This window comes from Colwellia sp. M166, from assembly GCF_024585285.1.
Taxonomy (GTDB): domain Bacteria; phylum Pseudomonadota; class Gammaproteobacteria; order Enterobacterales; family Alteromonadaceae; genus Cognaticolwellia.
In genome coordinates, this window is record NZ_CP040755.1 from 1,652,195 (window position 1) to 1,673,967 (window position 21,773).

Annotated in this window: 22 protein-coding genes; all 22 read right to left on the reverse strand. The window is 35.6% G+C overall.

The window, feature by feature from the left end; all coding sequences use genetic code 11:
* Positions 1–25: 25 nt before the first annotated feature.
* The 22 genes from FGD67_RS07460 to FGD67_RS07565 all read right to left on the reverse strand — a co-directional run bounded on the left by FGD67_RS07460 (position 26) and on the right by FGD67_RS07565 (position 21,760).
* Positions 26–349: a nucleotidyltransferase domain-containing protein gene (locus tag FGD67_RS07460; protein ID WP_182240334.1), complete on the reverse strand. Its 324-nt coding sequence runs from the start codon at positions 347–349 to the stop codon at positions 26–28.
* A 2-nt stretch (positions 350–351) separates the two neighbouring features.
* Entirely contained in the window at positions 352–750 is a 399-nt protein-coding gene (locus FGD67_RS07465) for a nucleotidyltransferase substrate binding protein (RefSeq protein WP_257174411.1), read from the reverse strand.
* Between the two features lie 148 nt (positions 751–898).
* Positions 899–1,801: a UTP--glucose-1-phosphate uridylyltransferase GalU gene (galU, locus tag FGD67_RS07470; protein ID WP_257174412.1), complete on the reverse strand. Its 903-nt coding sequence runs from the start codon at positions 1,799–1,801 to the stop codon at positions 899–901.
* A 247-nt stretch (positions 1,802–2,048) separates the two neighbouring features.
* Positions 2,049–3,149: a dTDP-glucose 4,6-dehydratase gene (rfbB, locus tag FGD67_RS07475; RefSeq protein ID WP_257174413.1), complete on the reverse strand. Its 1,101-nt coding sequence runs from the start codon at positions 3,147–3,149 to the stop codon at positions 2,049–2,051.
* Between the two features lie 8 nt (positions 3,150–3,157).
* Entirely contained in the window at positions 3,158–4,054 is an 897-nt protein-coding gene (gene rfbD / locus FGD67_RS07480) for a dTDP-4-dehydrorhamnose reductase (RefSeq protein ID WP_257174414.1), read from the reverse strand.
* Positions 4,055–4,099: 45 nt separating this feature from the next.
* The gene (gene rfbC, locus FGD67_RS07485) at positions 4,100–4,645 is read right to left on the reverse strand and encodes a dTDP-4-dehydrorhamnose 3,5-epimerase (RefSeq protein ID WP_257174415.1); all 546 of its coding nucleotides are present in this window, start codon (positions 4,643–4,645) and stop codon (positions 4,100–4,102) included.
* A 213-nt stretch (positions 4,646–4,858) separates the two neighbouring features.
* Positions 4,859–5,737 carry a glucose-1-phosphate thymidylyltransferase RfbA gene (rfbA, locus tag FGD67_RS07490; RefSeq protein ID WP_257174416.1) on the reverse strand — a complete coding sequence of 293 codons (879 nt, stop codon included), beginning with the start codon at positions 5,735–5,737 and terminating at the stop codon, positions 4,859–4,861.
* Positions 5,738–5,747: 10 nt separating this feature from the next.
* The gene (locus FGD67_RS07495) at positions 5,748–6,800 is read right to left on the reverse strand and encodes a DUF1972 domain-containing protein (protein WP_257174417.1); all 1,053 of its coding nucleotides are present in this window, start codon (positions 6,798–6,800) and stop codon (positions 5,748–5,750) included.
* Positions 6,801–6,809: 9 nt separating this feature from the next.
* Positions 6,810–7,916, reverse strand: a complete 1,107-nt coding sequence (locus FGD67_RS07500; RefSeq protein ID WP_257174418.1) for a glycosyltransferase family 4 protein — start codon at positions 7,914–7,916, stop codon at positions 6,810–6,812.
* Between the two features lie 12 nt (positions 7,917–7,928).
* Entirely contained in the window at positions 7,929–8,594 is a 666-nt protein-coding gene (locus FGD67_RS07505) for an acyltransferase (protein WP_257174419.1), read from the reverse strand.
* The gene (locus tag FGD67_RS07510; protein ID WP_257174420.1) at positions 8,575–9,798 is read right to left on the reverse strand and encodes a hypothetical protein; all 1,224 of its coding nucleotides are present in this window, start codon (positions 9,796–9,798) and stop codon (positions 8,575–8,577) included. Before FGD67_RS07510 ends, FGD67_RS07505 begins: the two co-directional genes overlap by 20 nt.
* A gap of 26 nt (positions 9,799–9,824) precedes the next feature.
* Positions 9,825–10,958, reverse strand: a complete 1,134-nt coding sequence (locus FGD67_RS07515) for a glycosyltransferase (protein ID WP_257174421.1) — start codon at positions 10,956–10,958, stop codon at positions 9,825–9,827.
* Between the two features lie 245 nt (positions 10,959–11,203).
* Positions 11,204–13,000 (reverse strand): hypothetical protein, encoded by a 1,797-nt coding sequence (locus FGD67_RS07520; RefSeq protein ID WP_257174422.1) that lies wholly within the window; start codon positions 12,998–13,000, stop codon positions 11,204–11,206.
* 175 nt (positions 13,001–13,175) lie between these two features.
* On the reverse strand, positions 13,176–14,480 hold the full coding sequence (locus tag FGD67_RS07525; protein ID WP_257174423.1) for a flippase: 1,305 nt from the start codon (positions 14,478–14,480) through the stop codon (positions 13,176–13,178).
* Entirely contained in the window at positions 14,473–15,627 is a 1,155-nt protein-coding gene (locus FGD67_RS07530) for a hypothetical protein (protein WP_257174424.1), read from the reverse strand. Before FGD67_RS07530 ends, FGD67_RS07525 begins: the two co-directional genes overlap by 8 nt.
* A gap of 55 nt (positions 15,628–15,682) precedes the next feature.
* Positions 15,683–16,834 carry an N-acetyl sugar amidotransferase gene (locus tag FGD67_RS07535; RefSeq protein WP_257174425.1) on the reverse strand — a complete coding sequence of 384 codons (1,152 nt, stop codon included), beginning with the start codon at positions 16,832–16,834 and terminating at the stop codon, positions 15,683–15,685.
* A 9-nt stretch (positions 16,835–16,843) separates the two neighbouring features.
* Positions 16,844–17,608 (reverse strand): AglZ/HisF2 family acetamidino modification protein, encoded by a 765-nt coding sequence (locus FGD67_RS07540; RefSeq protein WP_257174426.1) that lies wholly within the window; start codon positions 17,606–17,608, stop codon positions 16,844–16,846.
* A gap of 4 nt (positions 17,609–17,612) precedes the next feature.
* Positions 17,613–18,236: an imidazole glycerol phosphate synthase subunit HisH gene (gene hisH, locus FGD67_RS07545; RefSeq protein WP_257174427.1), complete on the reverse strand. Its 624-nt coding sequence runs from the start codon at positions 18,234–18,236 to the stop codon at positions 17,613–17,615.
* Between the two features lie 15 nt (positions 18,237–18,251).
* Complete coding sequence (locus tag FGD67_RS07550) at positions 18,252–18,698, reverse strand: DapH/DapD/GlmU-related protein (protein ID WP_257174428.1); 447 nt, start codon at positions 18,696–18,698, stop codon at positions 18,252–18,254.
* Between the two features lie 55 nt (positions 18,699–18,753).
* On the reverse strand, positions 18,754–19,848 hold the full coding sequence (locus FGD67_RS07555; RefSeq protein WP_257174429.1) for a DegT/DnrJ/EryC1/StrS aminotransferase family protein: 1,095 nt from the start codon (positions 19,846–19,848) through the stop codon (positions 18,754–18,756).
* Between the two features lie 6 nt (positions 19,849–19,854).
* Positions 19,855–20,820, reverse strand: a complete 966-nt coding sequence (locus tag FGD67_RS07560) for an NAD-dependent epimerase/dehydratase family protein (protein WP_257174430.1) — start codon at positions 20,818–20,820, stop codon at positions 19,855–19,857.
* On the reverse strand, positions 20,813–21,760 hold the full coding sequence (locus FGD67_RS07565; RefSeq protein ID WP_257174431.1) for a Gfo/Idh/MocA family protein: 948 nt from the start codon (positions 21,758–21,760) through the stop codon (positions 20,813–20,815). The genes FGD67_RS07560 and FGD67_RS07565 overlap by 8 nt, the downstream gene beginning before the upstream one ends.
* Positions 21,761–21,773 lie beyond the last annotated feature (13 nt).

Sequence of the window (21,773 nt, forward strand, 5' to 3'; positions counted from 1 at the left end):
AAAACTGATAGCTGACAGATTTTTCTTAGCTATATCTCTTTTCTTTTCCCGCTTTACGATAAAACTCTACACCAACTCGCTTAATATGTTCAAGTAAACTATTACTGTCTATATCTTCATAAATCGACAAGTCAAACTCATAAGGTAAGAGTAAATCATCTAACTCAATACTAATATTAATTAGGTCTTTATAAGTCAATTTTTCACCTAAAAGCGTTATATCAATATCAGACCCTATCTTAAAGTTTCCCTTTGCTCTCGAGCCATAAAGTATTACCGTATCAATAGTTGAGTATTTTCTAAATATAGCTTTAATGGCATCAATAGCATCAGGTTCTAAGCCAAACATTATTAAAGTAAACTCTGATCTTTTGTTTGAAGATCATTTAATTTGGTATTCAGCAAGACAAAAGCATCGTAATACTCATTAATAATTTGTGCAGATATTTTAGCAGCAGTTTCACGATTATAAGTATGTGAAGTTAGCACTCTACTTTTAATCATTTCCATCCATAAACTGCCATTATCAATTAGACCGCGTTTAAAGGCTATACGAATAGCATCACGACTACCTTGAATACCAACTTCCGCCTGCGCTTCATAAAAATCTTTAATAACATTCCAGGCTAACTCATAGTTATATTCAAAGGCCTGAATTAAGCCTTGCTCTTCCAGTTTACTGAGTGGGCGTTCTTTATTTAAATTTACAGCCTCAGATAACCCATTAAGGGCTAAATTAAAATTACTCAACCTTTGTTGCCATCGAACATCTAAAGACATATATAACCTTTGAGTGTTAAGAATGCAGTAAACCTGATTAGCTTTAAGCTGTCTGCGATTCTTTTTTCTTTTCTTTTCTTTAAACTGAAAGCTTAAAACTGATAGCTTAAAACTTAATTTAACTATTCATCAACTCAGTCAAATAACTTCTAAATTCATCAGCCATTTCTGGGTGACGTAAACCATATTCAACATTGGCTTTCATATAACCTAACTTAGAACCACAATCATGTGACTTACCTGTCATATGAAATGCTTCAACGGTTTCTTTTTCCATTAGCATCGCAATAGCATCAGTTAATTGAATTTCATCACCCGCACCAGGCGGTGTTAGTTTTAATAAATCCCAAATTTTTTCAGATAACACATAACGGCCAACCACAGCGAGATTTGACGGCGCGTCTTCCATCGCTGGCTTTTCAACAATAGCAGTCATGGGTTGTGACTGGCCAGGTGCGAGATCAACACCACCACAATCGACCACACCGTAACTACTGACTTGCTCCATAGGAACAGGCTCAACCATAATTTGGCTGTAACCACCTACCTCGTTATAACGGCTTAACATCGCGGCTAAATTTTCAGTTTTTAAATCTGCAGTCGCATCATCTAAAATAACATCAGGCAACACCACCACAAACGGTTCATTACCAATAATCGGTCGAGCTTTTAATACCGCATGACCCAAACCTTTTGCTTCACCTTGGCGAACATGCAAAATGGTGACATCTTTTGGACATATTGCTTGAATTTCATCAAGTAACTGGCGCTTAACACGCTTTTCTAATGTCGTTTCCAGCTCAAATGATTTATCAAAATGATTTTCAATGGCGTTTTTAGAAGAATGCGTAACTAACACAATTTCTTTAATACCGGCAGCAATACATTCATTAACAATGTATTGAATAAGGGGTTTATCAACAATCGGCAGCATTTCTTTTGGAATAGCTTTAGTTGCTGGCAACATTCGAGTACCTAAACCTGCGACAGGTATTACCGCTTTTGTGATCTTATTTGGCATTTTTATCCTTATTGGCAACTTTATATTTATTGTATGGGTTGTTTCAGTACTTGTCATGACATTTATAGATGAAAAATTTGAAGCCGTATTGTCTAGCGATAGAATAATTACAGCGTTTCCCCCCTTTCAAACGATTGCTAACAATGACACCTAAAGCTAGTACAAAGCGCTATTTTAAATCACCAAAACTGCTTACAACAACTCAATAATTTAATATATTTCAGTTATTTTTAGCTACGGGTAATATTTATGAATATTGCTCTGCTATCCAGTTTTGGTATGAGCCATCCATCACACTCTGCCACCAAGCTTCATTATTTAAATACCAAGCAACGGTTTTAGCAATACCCGTTTCAAATGACTCTTTCGGTTGGTAGCTCAACTCATTGTTGGTTTTAGTCGCGTCAATGGCATAACGACGGTCGTGGCCAAGCCGGTCTTTCACGTAAGTAATAAGTGATTCAGTGTTTTGCGCCATCGCCGCTTTAGCCGCCGGAAAACGGGTAGCTAAATTTGTGTTTTTAACAAACTCATGTTCAACCAATTTTGAAATAGTTTTAACAATATCAATATTTGCCCATTCATTGTCGCCACCAATATTGTAATTTTCACCAACTCGGCCATTTTGTAAAACTAAATCAATGCCGTAAGCGTGATCTTCAACGTATAGCCAGTCTCTAATTTGTTGGCCATCTCCGTATATTGGCAAGGCTTTATCGTGCAAAATATTAGTAATAACTAAAGGAATAAGCTTTTCAGGAAAATGAAATGGCCCATAATTATTTGAACAATTACTGGTAGTAACATTTAAGCCATAAGTATGATGATAAGCACGCACTAAGTGATCACTTGCTGCTTTACTGGCAGAATAAGGTGAATTAGGGGCGTACGCCGTATCTTCGGTAAAAGCAGGGTCAGTAGATGAAAGCGTGCCATATACTTCATCGGTAGATACATGATGAAAACGATGGCCTTCATGAATACTCTCGCCGTCTAACCACACTTTTTTAGCCGCTTTAAGTAAACTATACGTGCCGATGATATTGGTTTCAATAAATGCATCTGGGCCAGTAATTGAGCGGTCAACATGAGATTCCGCCGCAAAATGCACTAAGGTATCAATACCATGTTCAAGCAGTAATGTTTCAATTAACCCCTGGTCGCAAATATTACCGTGCACAAAGGTAAAGTTAGCTTGGTCTTTTACAGAATCTAAGTTAGCAACATTGCCGGCATAAGTTAGTGCATCAAGCACCACGACTTTATCAGTCGGATATTTAGCCATCCAATAGTGCACAAAGTTAGCACCAATAAAACCCGCACCACCTGTAACTAATAATCTTTTCATAATAATCTCTAATTAATAAACGCTAATTGTGCTTCACGCTCTACTTTTAGCGCTGTCAACATAGCTTTTAACTGTTCTTGCCAGTGTGTTAACGATATTTCCGGTAAAGCGTTTGCTAAACTCGCTTTATCCATCACACTATAATGTGGGCGTTTAGCAGGCGTTGGATATTGCGCAGTGGTGATCGGCTTAATAGCTATTCTTTTATCTAACAAGCCAAGCTCCAAGCCAAAGTTTTGAATTGCCACAGCCAAATCAAACCAACTTGCCACACCCGAATCTGTATAATGATGAATACCAATCACTTGGTTATTCAGGCATGCAATACATGTTTCCGCTAGGCCTTTCGCATAAGTTGGGCTACCTATTTGGTCACTGATAACACCAAGTTCTGGTTTAGACGCCATTAAATTCAACATGGTTTTTACAAAGTTATTGCCGTGCGTGGAATACACCCAAGACGTCCGAATAATAGCGCTACGCTCGGGATAAATATCGGCAATTAGCTGTTCACCTTGGGCTTTACTCGCGCCATATACACCTAGTGGGTTTATTTTATCACTTGGTAAATAAGGCGAGCCTTTATCACCATGAAACACAAAATCAGTTGAAACATGTACAAGCGGGACAGCTAAGGCTTTACAGGCTTGGGCTAAATTACCCACAGCTTTTGCGTTAAGCATAAAAGCATTTTCAACATCGCTTTCAGCTTTATCTACTGCGGTATAAGCAGACGCATTAATAACACCTGCAGCATTATGAAGATGCAACATGTTAGTAAGCGCAGTTACATCTTCAAGGTTAACATCATCTCGCCCAAAACAAACGATTTCATGCTCAGGCGTCGAAAGCTGGGCTAATTCCCAAGCAAGCTGGCCAGATTTTCCAATAACAATTATTTTCATTTTATTGTCTATATTACTATATCTATTTATTGGCTAGTCTATTTACTAGAACGAGGGCGCATCTTTAAACAATAACCCTACTTCATCTTTTGCAGATAACGAAGGTAAATTACCATCGCGTAGCGGCCATTGGATGTTTAACGCAGGATCATCCCATAACAATGAAACTTCATGCTCAGGGGCATAGTAATCGGTACATTTATAAACAAACTCTGCTGAATCACTCATCACATAAAAACCATGAGCAAAGCCTTCAGGCACCCATAATTGACGTTTATTTTCACCAGAAAGTACAACACCAACATGCTGGCCATAAGTAGGTGATGATTTACGCATATCAACCGCAACGTCGTAAACTTCACCAGAAGTAACACGCACAAGCTTACCTTGAGTGTTTTTCAGTTGGTAATGTAAGCCTCGTAAAATGCCATGCCCTGACTTACTATGGTTGTCTTGTACAAAAGTGCGTGCTGCACAGTGCTTAGTAAACTCATCAACACGAAAGGTTTCCATAAAAAAACCACGTTCATCACCAAACACGTTTGGCTCAATAATTTTTACATCCGCTATAGCAGTATCTATATAATTCATAAAATCTCATTAAAGCTGTAAGTTAGAAGCTTGCAGCTATCAGTTAAACAAGTGCCACATCATGGTTGTGGTTTACTGCAAGCTCAAAACTGTCAGCTTATAGCTATGTTTCTGTTGTCTACCGTAGAGGCGAATTTATTCGCAGTGCTACAAACAAAATTTAACCACAAACAAGCGACTAAAGCCGCGCTCCCTACAAAAAATAAAGAATACTTAAAACACCCGATCTTCAATTAATTTAATCAAATACTCACCATAGCCACTTTTACGCAAAGGCTGTGCTATTTCACGCAACTTCTCTTCACTCAACCAACCATTGCGATAAGCTACTTCTTCAGGACAATTAACTTTCAGACCTTGGCGTTTATCAATAGTAGAAATAAATTGTGCAGCCGCGAGTAAATCATCATGAGTACCGGTATCAAGCCAAGCCGTACCACGGCCCATAATTTCAACTTTTAATTCACCTGCTTGCAAGTACTGGTCAATAACATCAGTAATTTCTAATTCGCCACGCGCTGAAGGCTTAACATTTTTAGCAAATTCAACTACACGTGAATCAAAAAAGTATAATCCTGGCACTGCATAATTCGACTTAGGCTCAGCCGGCTTTTCTTCAATAGAAATTGCCGTACCACTAGCGTCAAACTCAACTACACCGTAAGAACGTGGATTGGAAACATGATAGCCAAAAACAGTACCACCTGTTGTTTGCGCATTGGCGCTTTGCAGTGACTTAGTTAAGTCATGTCCATAAAACATATTATCGCCAAGCACTAATGCAGCTGGGGCTCCATCAAGAAATTCTTCAGCAAGGATAAAAGCTTGGGCTAAACCATCAGGGCTAGGCTGCTCTTTATAGGAAATTGAAATTCCAAAATTTTCGCCATTACCGAGTAAATCTTCAAAACGACTAGTTTCTTCAGGAGTTGATATAATCAATATCTCTCGTATCCCTGCTTGCATTAAGGTAGCAAGAGGATAATAAACCATTGGCTTATCGTAAACTGGCATCAATTGCTTACTAACCACTTTTGTGAGTGGATAAAGGCGAGTACCACTACCACCTGCTAAGATAATTCCTTTTCTCATAATTTTCTCTTTATTTAAACAAACTAAAATACTGTTCTTTTACTATTTTCCAAGTATAGCGGCGCTCTGCTATTTCTTGCATAACAACGCCGTTATTGAAGGTTGCAGAATTCTCTATCAACTCGACTAATTCCTCAGTGTTTTTAAAGAACCGAGCCTTACTTTCGGTTGAAGCAATATTGTAGTTGCAATCATAAGCAACAATGCTTTTATTAAAGTGCATCATTTCAACTAAAGAAGGGTTAGTACCGCCTGCTGAATGCCCATGTACATAAAAACTACATTTTTGACGAATATCAAAAAGCGTATTAATATCATAAATAGGATTAATAATTTCTATATTATCATACTGGTCATATTTAGCTTTCATGGTTCGACCAAACTCACTATTGTCCCAGTTACCAATGAATTTTAATGCTTTATCTTTTTGGCTAAATGCTTCTAAAATTAATTCAATATTATTTTCAGGCTCGATTCTACATAAAGCTAATGCATACCCCTCATCCGAACGGTTTAAATCATTTACAACCGCATGATCACCACCATAAGCTATGACTTCTGACACAACACCATATTCATTTTTTACATAATCCGCGATCGCTTGATTGTCGGAAATAACAACATCAGAATATTTCACTGCTAATTTTTCAGAAAGCTTTAAAAAACGTTTCGGCCATTTACCCCACTTTGCTCTGCGCCACTCTAAACCATCAATATTTGTGATAATTTTAGCCTTAGTGAACAGCCTGATAAAAGGTAAGGAAATAGCACCGGATACACCTAACAGCAGAATATTATCAGTACCTTTAATTACTGCATGACATAACGAGAAAATATCATATGGAATACTTTGTACGCCATTGGCGTTTAAAGGAATATAATACAATTGTGCATTTTTGTATTTTTTGGCTTTGTCGCTATAGCTTTTTGAAGAGCAATAAACGCTAATCACTTTATCATTTTCATTTTCATCGAGTAAATTCTCAACTAACGTTTCAAACCCGCCATAACAGGCAGGAACACCAACGGTGCCAATGATTGATATCATAACTCTTTTACTCATAGGAAAATTTCACACTAAATCAAATTTTTGAAAATATGCTTTAAAGGATTTTTTATACTCTTCAGCGGTGAACAGCTTTGACGTTTGAAACGCTTGTTGCGAATAAGCATTCCACACATCGAAGGAGCTGTTTAAATGTAAAATGAACTCAACAATTTTCTCTGTCTGTCGCGAATCCACTAAATAACCATTACTACTGTTTACAAATTCAATAGGCCCCCCTACCGGTGGCGAGATTACAGGTGAGCCAAAAGCCATCCCTTCTAAAAGCGATAAACCAAAGGTCTCCACCCAACCATCAGGCAGCGATAAGTTCAATACTAAAAAACTTTGTTCGAAATAAGATTGGATGTTAAGTGGGCGAATATGAAACAACATATTTTTAGGTATTATATTACTCTTTTTATATTGGGCCAGCTCTACCTCTTCGCAATTAACCGCAGCGATCACCTTGAAATCAGGTAAATGCAAAGCAAGTTGAAGTAATTGGTCAATTCCTTTATAAGATTTTAATGAACCAGCAAAAAACAATTGCTTATGCATAAACTTTGCCTTCGAATCAACGTCCTTTACCACAGGAAAGTCTGTTCTTAAGCCATTATAAATCACTTCAGCCAATGGTTTTTTAAATGACTCCGTTTGCTGAAGGTATTTCGAGACAAAAATAACATGGGTTGCACAATGCTCTATAAAAAAACGTAAAAAACACTTCAATACATCAGGTTTAATGTGTGTTTCATGAACATAATATACAATACTATTAGCAAAAAATTTAGCGGAAAGCCCTGCACCGAATGGCAACATAGTATTAATAATAACCGTTGACTTACGGCCTTCAAGCCGCCCTTTAAGTAAAAAACAGGATAGCTGACCAAACAGTAATATTTGAGAGAGAATAAAGTAAAAAAGCTGCATATACCTATTATTACTTCTGGCATAGAAGCAATTAATTCGACTAGCATTAACACCATCTAGAAAACCTTGATGTTTGCTCGTTACAACATAAGTTTTACCGAAATTATTAATATTACTATCTATTGCGTCTTTAAACACTCTAGGACTGCCACTAAAGTCATTGAAAAGGTGGACATAAAACAAATCTATATTATTTGACATTTTTTATTTCTTTTAAAATTTTGCCGGTACCCCACCAACAACAACATGATTGGGAAACACCCCATTAACGACCGCACCAGCAGCAATAACACAACCATCGCCTACTATACTACCATCCAAAACCGTGACTTTAGCTCCGACCCAGCAATTCCTACCTATTGATATCCCTTTTCTGGAGACACCTTGGTTGCGGATAAGCTCGTTAGTGTCTGAAAAAACGTGGTTTTCTGGGTGAATACTTAGATAAGCACCAGCAATAGTGTCATCACCAATCTCAACACCGCCAGCCCCACCAATATGAGTAAAATCCCCGAGACCGACATTACATCCAATATTTATACCTTTACCAAGAGACTTTAATGTGCCGCTTACTTTTAACAATGAAAAAGAACCTATTGATGAACCCGCCCCAATGCATAGTCCCTCATGCCCTAGTGCATCTAATGTACAATAGTCACCAATAGAAACACCTTTGCCAAATTTAACGTTTCGTTTAGCTTTAATGACAACATTGTTTCCTAAAAAAACCACTTTCCTGAATCTTAACAAGCCTCTTAACACGGCAAACCCTTGCGTGAAGAGTAAACTGAGCAAATCAATATCACGCACTTTTTCATCAAAAGTAATAGTACGACCTTTGATTTTTAACACAGAAAATTTAAGTATCGACTTTATCATTTAACGTCCTTTTGTTAGATAAAAAACTAGCAACACAGATAAATAAAGCAAAACAGACTGAACTCATACCATTAAAAAGTACGTGCCCAGCAATAATTGAGTGCAGCGAAAGCAGTAACATACCTAAAAACAAGACTTTATAATTTCTTAGCTTAAACAGCACGACACCAATAACAGCTAAATATGCAATTACAGCAAATAAACCATACATGAACAATAAATCAAAAAGGTCTGTTTCTAATGTATCAAATTCTCGAACAAACAAAGGATCTTGAAAAGATGTATAAGCCCCCATTCCAAATAACAACCTAAAAGGATTAGGGTCCTCTTGAAGAAAGAGGCCAAAGGCATCAACTACATAATCAATTCTACCACTGCCTAAATACAATATTAAATTATCGGAATTGGTTAATCTATTTAAAATAACATCGAATAAAACACTCAAAGTATCTATTATTGCAGGCAAAAAGATGAATACCAATGCAGACAATACTATTATAAAGCTGGCTCTGTATTTTGAAAGTACAATAATACACAATAAATTAAAAGCACAGAGGATTAATGCAGTTTTAGAACCAATAAGAGCAATGGATAATACAATGTAAAGTAACGTCTTTTGACTAAAGCCTGTAAGTTTATAATGCCTTGCCCCAATTAAAAACAGGCTACCAACACCTAGATATAAGCCTAACCCATTGCCTGATGCGAAAAAGCTTTTGGTGCCAAAACCGAAACCATAAGTACTATTACCAATTCCTGTGATTGTAGAAAAATACAGCATTGTTGCAATTATAATTAAGTTGTATTTTAAAAAAACGACAAGTTGCCCCATGCCTTGAGGGCTTTTTGAGTAATGTTTCAGGAGAACTGTTAGAAAAATCAAATACCCTATTTTATATGCCGATATAACTCCGTATGTAAAGCCGTATTGACTTTGATGATAAAGACCTGAAAAAACTTCTACTGTTAATAAATATATTAAAAAAAATACTGGTGGTATTGATAATTTTTTAGTCGCCAAAATATATATTAATAAACTAGAAACCGCTAAGCGCCCTAACTGAGAAGGAGAAGCTAAACCTGCAGGTGCAATCAGGCCTTTAGCAACTAAGTACCCATTAATTGAATCAAAAATCGGGAGTACTATAAAAACTAAAAATAGTAAAAAATCCCTAAAAGTTAGTTTATGAAAATCTAGCTTCACATTATATGACCTTACAAATTCAAAAATTAACGTACTAAATTGCAATATTTTTCAACATGGACAGAAAAATCATAATTCCTAGAATATTCATTCATTTTTTTAGGGTACTCAAACGGATCTTCCCTGCAGTTTATTATTGCTAATTTCAGCTGTTCAACTAAAGACTCTACATCCCCTTCTTTAGCTTTAAAAAACAACTCTGAACCAATAACTTGATTAAAGATATCATTATCCCAGCACACTATCCGTTGACCGGAAGCCATAGCCTCTAATAGGCTGTGAGATACTCCCCCTCCCCCTATATCCTTGCTTAACGTTAAGTGAAAAGATATGTTGGCCTGAGCAAGTTCGCACTTAACTTCTTTGGGACCAAGCGCCCCCATATAGGTCAGACCGTCAATATCTATCGCTAATTCTTTTATCTCTTTAGTTTTAGGGCCATCCCCAATAATTGAAAACGTTATATCCTTAAGGCAATCTTCCATATTTAATACTCGGATAGCCTTAGCTAAATGAAGGATTCCTTTCTCAACACTAGTTCTACCAATAAACTGGCATTTGACATCAGTTGAATTATTAATAATAAAATCACTTGTATGTATACCATTAGCTATTGTTAAGTTATCAACTTTTTTATCTACATAGTACTTACTAGTATCACTCCCATTAGCAATAATAAACTTGTACTTTTTTAGAATATAAACTTCTAATATTTCACATAAGTTCAGGATATATTTTGGGTAAATTCGAGCAAGTTCCTTCACCATAATTGAGCGAAGCCAACAAATACTTCTTACATTTTTTTTTCGAAAAAATGAGCTATAATAAAGAGAAATCGACTCCCCCCATGAGCCACATGAGATAACATCATATGAAGCGGTCGTTCGATAAAGCGTCCTTAGCTGCTTCCTTACAAAAATTGCGTAGTAAATAATTCCAGGTAAATAACTTTTATTGCGATATTTATCTTTAACAACTTTTATTTTACGGGGGAAAACTACTTCTTTATTAGAAATGGTAATTTCACTACCTAGTACAATAATTGAGTCGTAAAGTTTCAGTATATCATGATCATTTAAGAAGTTACCTATCCAGGTTTCTCTTCCCCCACCTCGAGAATCAAGGTTGCTTGCTAATAAAATAATTAAGGTTTTTTTCATTTTTAGCTTTCTTCTTTTGATTTGCAGGTAAGAAATGTCGCAAATACTATTAAAAATCACATTATAATAATTAAATCAATAAAACTAAATACTGGTGGCATCCTATTGCATAATCACAATATGGGGAAAGCTAGGATTTAGCGTAATAATATAAATAAGGCCTAAAGTAAATCTAACAAGTCAATTTTCAACATTCTCTTTCTATACTTTATTCAATAAATAACTTACATAATTAACAGCATTATTTAACAATATTTAGACTCAATGGTATTAATATAAATTATATATGAGTCAATCATTGCATTTCTTTCATTCGACTTTAGGTAATCATAAATTAAGCTTTCATTAAAAATATATTTATATTTCGAAATACTAGAGTATTTATCCATTATAAATTTAGCTTCTTCTGTAATATCTTTTGAGTTGACTTTTTCAGAGCGACCTTTATATATATTCTTTTTAATTAAGCTTTTGGCTTGAGGTAATTTTTTAGTTAAAAATTGAATGATATTTAGTTTGACTTTAGACTTCAGATCATAAATATACCTGCTTCGAGCTGACTTCAAATTAATATCGGACCCAAATATATCCACTTCTAATAATTTACTATCAATCTCATTCATAATCTGTGTAAAAAAATCATAATTTATCCATGACAAAGGGACATTATTAAAAGCTCTTACTAATTTTACAGTCCAAAATGGTTGGACCCCCCAAAAATGTATTCTCTCCCTATCCTCAGCATCTGTCCCAACTTCAATTCTGTAATACTCTTCAACATAAAGTTTTTTTAATTGTTGTTCATGAGTACCAGCATATGACTTAAAGTACGTCGAGAGATAAGATTTATAATCTTTTACCTGAAAATTTAATATTGATGAAAGGTCTTCAAGTTCTTTTTTGTAAGAACCATCTAAAATAGCAAAAGCTCTAGGGGTGATATCAGTATTGTATGGATGCCTAAAGAATTCACCACCTAGGCCGCCAAAACGGACTGTTTTCCCTAATGCTTCGCTATGGTATAAAAAGTCTACATCTTTATAACAAATATATGAAGTATAATAATTCGTTAAACAGTCTAAATTAAATAAAACTCTGGGTGTTTCCTGTATATCTAATTTATTCTCGAATTTTAATTTTTTGTATTTCCCTGGTTGTTCCAAAGTGTTAAAAAGCTCGAATGCTATAGGGCTTTCATCATGCGTATATTCAAACGTATAATAGTTGACTGTCCTACAAAACTTGGACACACCTCCAATCACAGCTCTAGAGTCAAAGCCGCCGCTTAAATCTGATATTACTCGATAACCTAATCTTTCAACCTTGTTAACTCTATTTTCAATAGATTCAAAGAAGTGATTCTTAATATCCTTAATTGCATCCATTTTAGTTTTATAAAGCTCGACTGATAAATAGTCTATTTGGGTTGTATTAAATTTTTCAATTGCAAAGCCCTGACCTACGCATAATAATTCACCTGGTTGGATATTATAAACATTATTGTAAATAGTATTTTTCCCTAGCGTATAGCCAAGCGTCACCTTATTGACAACTTCAAATATATTAAATTCAACGTTGTCACTAAATCGTAATATTGCTTTAAATTCGCTACTAATACAAAGACCATTCTCACCTTCGTAGTAATATAGAGGTAAACGCCCCAAAATATCATTGAATATAAACCTAAAATCATTGACTTTACTATAAATCACCAAAATATAATCGCCATCAGCACTACCAACGAAATTTTTTATCTTTCGCAGGAAGCTTTGGTTATTACCAATATTATCAATTATATCTTTTAATCTACCCAATAAATCATCATCAGTAAAATTATAAATCATGCCTGAAATCAAGACGATATAAGAACCTACTACATACTCCTTATTAGGATAATTTATTGCATAGTTAGAGAAAAACAGTTCATTCTCAGTTTCTATATAACTATTAAGCTCAATAGTACTCGAATAATTCATATCTTGTTTAAATGATTTTATATCGTCAATCGCTATTTTTGATTTACAATAAGTAATTCCTGGCATATTTATCCCTCAAGATAAAGCGTAATTAATTTAGGTTATTATGGCTATATATTTGCTAAGTGAAAGATAATTTTAAGGTTTATAGCTCTATTTGGAAACGAATAATGAATTTATTTAGATGATATTTGTAATGAACTCCATAAATTTTGTGCATAAGTCGTATAAAAAGAATAACTCATAAAGGGATAGAGTAAATCAAAATGCAAAAAATACTGCTGAATATTAAAAGTGTAAGCATATAGTTAATTGGTATCTTATAAAATCGTTGAGCGAGTAGTGCATTACAAAGCAATGCAATAGATATTGAGAGCAACGTACTAAAGGAAGCACCTAATGCCCCGAACTTAGGAATAAACACATAATTAAGTATAACATTCAGTAGGCCTACAAGAACATTAACAATCGCTATAATCGATGTTTTTTTTGCAATACTCAACCCTGGAAAGAAAATATACATACTTGAAAATAATGCAGCGCAAACTAACGGAACAACATAGTTTACAGCTTCGACATATTGCTCCCCAGCAACAATCTTAACTAGCCAACTACCTAATATCGATAAAATAATTACACTGAAAAGTGAAATGATTAAGTAAAGGTGAAATAATTTAGCTACTTTTTCAGGGGTGTCTTTTTCTTTATAATGTGAATAAAGTAAAGGCGTTAATGCCGACTGGAAACCAATCAACAGTAACGTTGCTATACTGGCAATTTTTATTGCTACCGCATAAGGTGCCAATTGCTCCGCACCTAAAAACTCTTTCAGCATCACCCTATCTACGAACATTGATAATACAACACCAATGCTAGAGAAAACTAAAGGTGCAGAATAAGACAACATGTCTTTTAATTCTTTAAAACAAAAAACTAACTTGATCCAAGCTTTTACAAAAAACAATGCAATAATAATACTTAAGCTAACACCTATCAACTGCCCTGCAATAAGGCCGAGAAGACCTAATTTTAAATAAACCACTAATACCAACGAAAAACTCGCTACAAAAATCGCGTTAAAAGTTGATACTAATACCACCTGCTTAGATAAGAGATTTGCTCGCATTAACGTCGAAAAATTAAACAAAATAGCGTTAGTTAAGAATAGTATGCTAGTGGTTTTAATCAGTTCCGCATACTTTGCGTCATCAAGCAAAATTTTAGATAATTCATTTGAAAAAATAAAACAAATCACACATAAAAATGAGTACATCAGCAGTGAAAACCAAAAACTTGTAGATGCTAACTTCACTTGTTGAAGGGGCTGACCTTTATATTCAGGAATAAAGCGGTATATAGCTTGTGTTATTTCTAATGTCATTATTACACCTAACATCAGACCTATAGTTGTAAGATAATCAAATAGCCCATATTCCTGCTTAGATAATACACGAGTATAAATAGGTAATAATATAAAACCAATGCCACGAGTAAATAAGTTCGCAAAGGTATAAAGTAGAGAGTCCTTAAAAAACGCCTTAATCATTAATAATATCGTTCATTTTTTTGGCGCCAGCTGCATAGGTGCAATGTTTTTTAGCCCAATTATGACCTGCTAGCGCTTGTGGTTTTATCATGTCAGGATTATCTAAAAATAGTTTTAAATGATCATAAACCATCCAATATGGTGTAACTTTCCAAGCCTGGTTAGCACCTTCATCTAATGTAGTCTCGATATTTTCATCTGCAGATGTAAGCAATGCACAAGAACTTGCCATTGCTTCTAAACCAAAAACACCAGGCACAAACGCATAAAACTCGTTAAGCACAATATGAGCCGAACACAATGTCTTAAGCATTTGTTCATGTGGTACATTAATTAACTCTATATACTTAAATTTGTAACCTTCCATTTGGAGTTTTTTTATTGCGGCCCTAACAATCGGCGTACCTTTGATAATTGGTGAACTGGGCCCATGAAGCACAATAATTTCACTGAGGTCATCAAATTTGTTTAACGATGGTTCAAATAAGTCATCGGCTAAAAAATAAATACATGGGAAGGTTTTTCGTTGAATATAGGCCATTTGATCTGTGCTAGGGTTAAATATAACGTCGGAATATTTATCGGCTATTTGCCCCAATTGTTTTCTTTTATACTCGTTTTTTGGCGCATCAATACCCACATGAGAAATTGCTTGGTAAGTAGTCAGTACATCTAGTGAACGATCTTGAGAAAATTGATTTAATAATTTAAAAGAGCGAATTTCAGAGCCTAAAAAATAGCATACTAGCTGCTTATTTATACTCTTAAGAAACTTAAATTCTTGCTGGCGGCCATCTGTGTATGGACTTACAAAACCAATAGCGCCAAGGTACATAAATTTATCGTATTTACTAAGTAAATAGCCGAATAATATTGGGGAATATACTAAGGTGATGAGCTTTAAAAGACCTTTTTTTGGATATACTTCATAATTATAATTGAAATCATAAAAGCGATTAGGAGCAAAATTAACCGACACTGAATTCGGTAATGCGCTTGAAATATTCTTCAGCATTGAAGCCGTTTCAACAGCAACAACAACCCAGCCATCTTGCTTTTTTATATTAAAAAATCTACAAATATAGTAGCTAATTCTAACGAGTATCATTTGCATGATACTCGTGCATGTAATTAATAGTTTTTTCAAAATAACAAAATACCTAACTAAATACGCAACAAAGGCTTGGATTAAAATAATGCGACTATTTTTTTTCTACATTATGGGGCAAGGTATATTTAATGTAAAAGCTCCATGGTATGAGCTTCCATTTCGCCATTAAATAGAAAAATGGCCGCATGCGTTCAAAGGTTTTTTTATACGTTTTAAAGTCCGTATAGTGCTTTTTAGGCAAATTCATTAAGCGCTCAAATTCTTCATCTGAAAGATTCAAACGTTTTTTGTAAAACTCTAATAAACCGTCTTCAATATGAGGCTCTTCTTTCATCAGATTTAGGGCTTCTTCCCGAGTCATTCGCCCATCTCTACAATAAGCTGAATATCCTGCAATTCGAAAGTCTGTATTCCAACGTTTAGGAAAGAAATAACTATGAAAAAATGATGAGGTTCTATTCTCTAGATGATGACCGCCATACCATGTCCATCCGTAATCTTTAGCTAACATTGCTTTAGCTGCTTCTTTATCGTATTGCAGATAATAAAGCGGTCTAATCGATTTTATTTGATTAAACAACATCCATTTCAATTGTTTTGAAAGCCATAAATTGGGAAATGTTTTCATCGGTACAGTACCAAACTCTTTATGAACACTCTGTATGTACTTAGCGTCCATGTATATCCAGCCCATAGGTGCAGAGCCTTCAGTTCTGAACGAATGACCGTCAATTTTATATTTAATACCGTATTTTTCAGCGGCAAGATTCATGGTTGTAGCTAAACCAATATCCGTTGGGTTTTCAATTTCTTTAACGCCGGCTTTCAAGTGCGCTAAGATCAAGTCATCGAACTCATGGGCATCCACAACATGAGTATATAGGTCGATACCTAGTTTCTCTGTCATACAATGAATATTTTCAGTCGCTACCGTTGAGTTCCATGTATTATCAAAGTGCACAGCTAATAATCGCAAGCCATATTTATTTGTCATTAGGTCTAATAAATAAGACGAATCACAACCACCACTAACACCAATTAACGCATCGTATTTTTTTCCTTTACCTGCCTGCTTCATCTCATCGACTAAACGTTGTAATTCAATTTCGCCTTTTTCATCATTTGGGAACTGCGCTGAAAGTTCATCAATTTGCACACAGTAATTGCATACGCCTCGAACATCGAAGGATATATTTGGAACTTCAGTATCGTAAATACAGCGAGTACAGATTTGATAAGTCATTTTTATTGCCTAGGGTAAAATTTTAGTTAGTTCAGTTTGCTTGGGAAATTTAATTAAAACCCCCATATCTTTTGCTTGAAATACTGCCATACTGCCAAGCGCAACGGCTGAAGCATTAGCGCTTACAACAACATTTTTAATATCGTCTAATGTGCCAGCACCGCCGGCAGCTACAACAGGAACATTAACGTTTGCAGAAATTTGACTAATGAGTTCTTGATCAAAACCAGACCAAGTACCATCGCGATGGATAGCATTAACAATAATTTCTCCTACCCCAAGACTACACGCATATTTTGCAGCTTCAACGGGCGTATATTTTCTCTTTTGTTTACCCGAATGGGTACATACTTGATATTTTTTTCTATATTTAGATAGGTTTATATCTAATGTCGCAATTATGCTCTGTGAGCCATATATTGCTACTGCTTGAGCCACAACGTCAGGGCTATCAAACAGCAAAGAGCTTACAGATACCTTTTCAATGCCTAGAGAGAAAAGCTTTCGGAAGTCCTCTAAGGTTCTCACACCTCCGCCATAGCATACGGGCATAAAGCATTCTGATGTTATTTGCTCAAGTAAGGAGTAGTTAATGGTGCCTGAATCACTCGTGCAGTTAATATCAAACAGCACTAATTCGTCTACCTCTTTTTGATTAAAAATTCGTACAGCATTAATAGGATCACCAACGTAACGTTCGTTTTTAAACTTTACCGTTTTAACTAAACCTCTACCTTGTAATAGCAAACAAGGCATAACTCGTGTTCTAAGCACTCTATTATAGCTCCGCGAATGACTTCATTAATGCCATACCAAATTTATGACTTTTTTCAGGGTGAAACTGAACACCCCATATATTGTCTTTGTGAATGGCGCAGGTAAATTCATAGCCATAATTGCAAGTCATCAATGCATGGTCTTTGTTTGCAACCTCAGCATGGTAAGAATGAACAAAATAGTAACGAGTTTCATCATCATTCAATTGAGTAAGCGCAGTTTGTTTTTTGTTATGCGTAACATTCCAGCCCATGTGTGGAATTCTTAGCTTATTGGCAGTTTGTTGCTCTGGTGTAAAATAAAACTTTTTTACTTCACCTGGGATCCAACCTAAACCTGCTAACTCGCCCTCCTCGCTAGCATCAAGCAATATTTGCATACCTAGACAGATACCTAACACTGGCACTTTGTCAGATAATACACGCTTATTAAGTACTGAAAGCAAGCCACTTTCCGTTAGTTTCGCAACACCGTTATCCCAACTACCTACACCTGGAAGTATAATTTTAGTTGCGGTACTCAATTCCTCAGCTGTAGTAATAATTTTACTTTCTATATTAAGGAACTTCAGCATGTTCTTTACTGAGCCTAAATTTCCCACACCATAATCAATTATTGAGATCATTTTATAACCTAGTCTCTACTTAGCAGGAATACCAAATACTTTTGCATTAGACTGCACGTTCTTATTAACAAAAGACATCGCACCGATAATCGCTTTGTCTCCTACTTTAACGCCTTTTTGAATAATAGTGTTAGGCCCAATATATACACCATTGCCAACATAAGTAGGTGCTTTTTTAACAGCACTCTCTCCTAAGCTGGTTGACCAAGAAACAGAGTCATGAGTATATATTTGCACACCGGCGCTTATTGAGCAAAAATCACCAATAACCAGCTCACCACCACTGCCATCTAAAATAACATTAGGCCCGATCCAAGTGTTTTTGCCAACTTTTACATTACCCAAAACTAAGACATTATTATAACAAGATGTACCTTCGCCAAAACCTAAAAATTTTGCCGTTTCCCAGCGATCTGTCAACAAATCACCTAACGAGACATGGCGATTAAATTTACGTTTCATTCGAAAGCGAAGGTAGTGAATAAATCTTGTTAAAAGCTTAGTGATATTTGGCATGCTAGGCAAAAAAACCAGATATTACGTCAGTAACCGTTTGAACGTCAACACCATCATAACAAGGTAATGTGATAGTGTGATTTTCAAGCCAGTGCGCTGTTGCTTGCACCGAATTATATTTGTTGGTATAAAAAGTTGTACCACTCAAACAATAAGTGCCCAGTGTTGACTCAATATTATGCTCAGCTAAATAATCAATTAAATCATCACGTTTTACAGTCTCTGGTACTGTAAAAATTAATGATTGAATATTATGGTATACACCTTGAGCGATTTTTTGCCGCTTCATACCTAATGGCTCTAAAGCTTCGGCATATTGGTCAGCAATTAAATTGCGTCGTTCGGTAATGCCATCAAGTTTAGCAATTTGTTTCCAGCCCATGAGTGCTTGTATTTCACTCATACGATAGTTATAGCCAAAGTCTATAAAGTCAAATACTTTACCACGTAAGCCTGATGCACCATGATTGGCTTTCATATCTAACCAAGTTGCATATTCAGGGTTATTAGTAAGAATCGCACCACCTTCCCCCGTAGTCAGCAACTTACGTGGATGAAAACTAAAGCAGGTTAAATCTGCGATATTGCCAACTTTCACACCATTTACAGAGCTGCCAATTGCACATGCGGCATCTTCAATTAACGGTATGCTAAACTCTTCACAAACAGCTTTTATTTTATCTATACCAGAGGGGCTGCCTAAAGCATCAACAAATATCACTGCCTTGACTTTATCATCTAATTTACTGCGCAAGTCATCTACTGACATATTATAAGTGTCTTGATCAACATCGATGAAAATGGGTGTTGCTTCAACATCTTCAACGACATTCGCTGTTGCAGGAAACGAAAAGTCAGAAATTGCAACCTTATCGCCCTTTTTTATGCCAAGAGCTTTCAAACACATGGTCAATGCTGTTGTTGCTGAAGTCATCGGCACGGCATATAAACCACCAGTGTAGTTTGTTAAACTTTTAACAAACTTAGCAACATGCTGGCCTTTAGTTAATTGACCTGAGTCAAATATTTCTTCTAACTCTGAAGCTACTTCATCAAAAGAAATATAAGGCTTAATTAGTTTAATTCTATCTTTCATTATCTATTAACCTGAAAACTTTGCTTGATACCAATCTAGCGTGTTTGCTAAGCCAACATCGAAAGGTGTTAAATTGTACTCTATAAGACTTTTAACCTTTTCATTGCTGGCGTTATGCCCAAGTACATCTGCACCACGAGCTTCTTTTTTAACTAACTCGCCTTGATAGTTATAGTGAGTAAGTATTTTCTGTAATAAATCTTTAACTTTACACTGATTATCTGTTGAAATATTGACACTTTCACCTACTGGCATAACGGTAAATAACTTAACAACGGCATCAACAGTATCACTAACATAAATAAAATCGCGACTTTGATTACCTTCGCCATGTATCTCCGGGGCAATGTCATTATGAATACGCCATGCGGTAATTGGAATAATACCAGCTAGATATCCTTTATGATTTTGTCTCGGGCCGTAGTTATTAAACGGCCTTACTATAAAAGCATCTACATTAAACATATTGACATAGCTTTCTACAGCGAGATCCGCAGCTGCTTTACCAGCCGCATAAGTTGTAGTTGGTACTTTAGGGTGAGCTTCATCCATAGGCTCATAAATAGCACTGCCGTACACTTCCGAGGTAGAAAAGTGACATAATGATTTAAACTTCCCTTTTCTTTGAAGTTCAAGCAAATTTACCGTACCAGTAACATTGGTTGTGAAAGCATTGGCTGGGTTTACAAATGAATAATTTAACGCTTTAGTCGCAAGGTTAAAAACTACATCGACATTATGCACGTCAAATATATATTCTAAGCTTTCTTTATACTCTATATCTTCGTTGTAAAAAACAGCACCCTTAGCAACCGCATCAACAATATTATCTTCAGAGCCTATAAATAAATTATCTACGATAATAACTTGTTTTGCGCCATCTGCGATTAAGCGATCAACTAAATGACTGCCGATAAAGCCTGCGCCACCGGTAACTAAAACAACCTTTCCAACATAACTATCTCTAAACATTATTTATTTGCTCCAAAACTAATTCACTTATTTTTAATGAATCTACACCACTATCAATAGTTGGTAATTCCTTCGATATGTCACCATTACATGCTGCAATAAAAGCCTGATGTTCAACAAGTAATGCTTCTTGAGGTTTAACCTCTATTTGTTGTTCAAGAGAGGATACTATATACGGACTTCCTTCTTCTTGGGTCATTGTAGACTGCTTATGAACGACTAACTCTTTTCTTACTAATTCAGCATCAATGTATGCACCTACAGTTGTAACTTGAATTGAACGTTGCTTTTTTTCTGTCATTCTACTTGCTAAAACTCGTGAAAGTGAGCCATTTTCATGGTGTAGCAATGCGGAAGCGAAAGCAACTAACCCATGCTCCTCTTTACCATGTGCTACCACACTTTTCACTGGGCCATTTAGGTAAAGCGCCAAATCAATATCATGTATCATCAGATCTAGCACTACATCAACATCAGTAATTCGGCTACTTAGCCTATTGGTTCTCGAAAAGTCAATATTTATAACTTCTTCATTTTCTAGAACTCGCTTTAGCTCAGATACTACAGGATTAAACCTCTCAATAAAGCCACATTGAATGAACATGTTATGCTTTTCAGCTAACTCTTTAATTTTAATACCCTGTTCAAGTGTTTCAGCTAAAGGCTTTTCAATAAAAACATTTTTTACTTTACCTGCACATAAAGTGAAGTAGTCAAAATGGGTGCTAGTCGGTGTCACAATAACAACCGCGTCAACACCTTCTATCGCGGCATTAGCGTCGGTGGTATATGGCACTTGATATTGCTCGGAAAGTTGTACTAATTGCTCTTTATTAAAATCAAAAATATTAGTAACTTCAACACCTCGTAACATACTCAAAACACGAAGGTGGTTCTTCCCCATATTTCCAATGCCCAATATGGCTACTTTTAATGTCATCTCAAATCTCTAC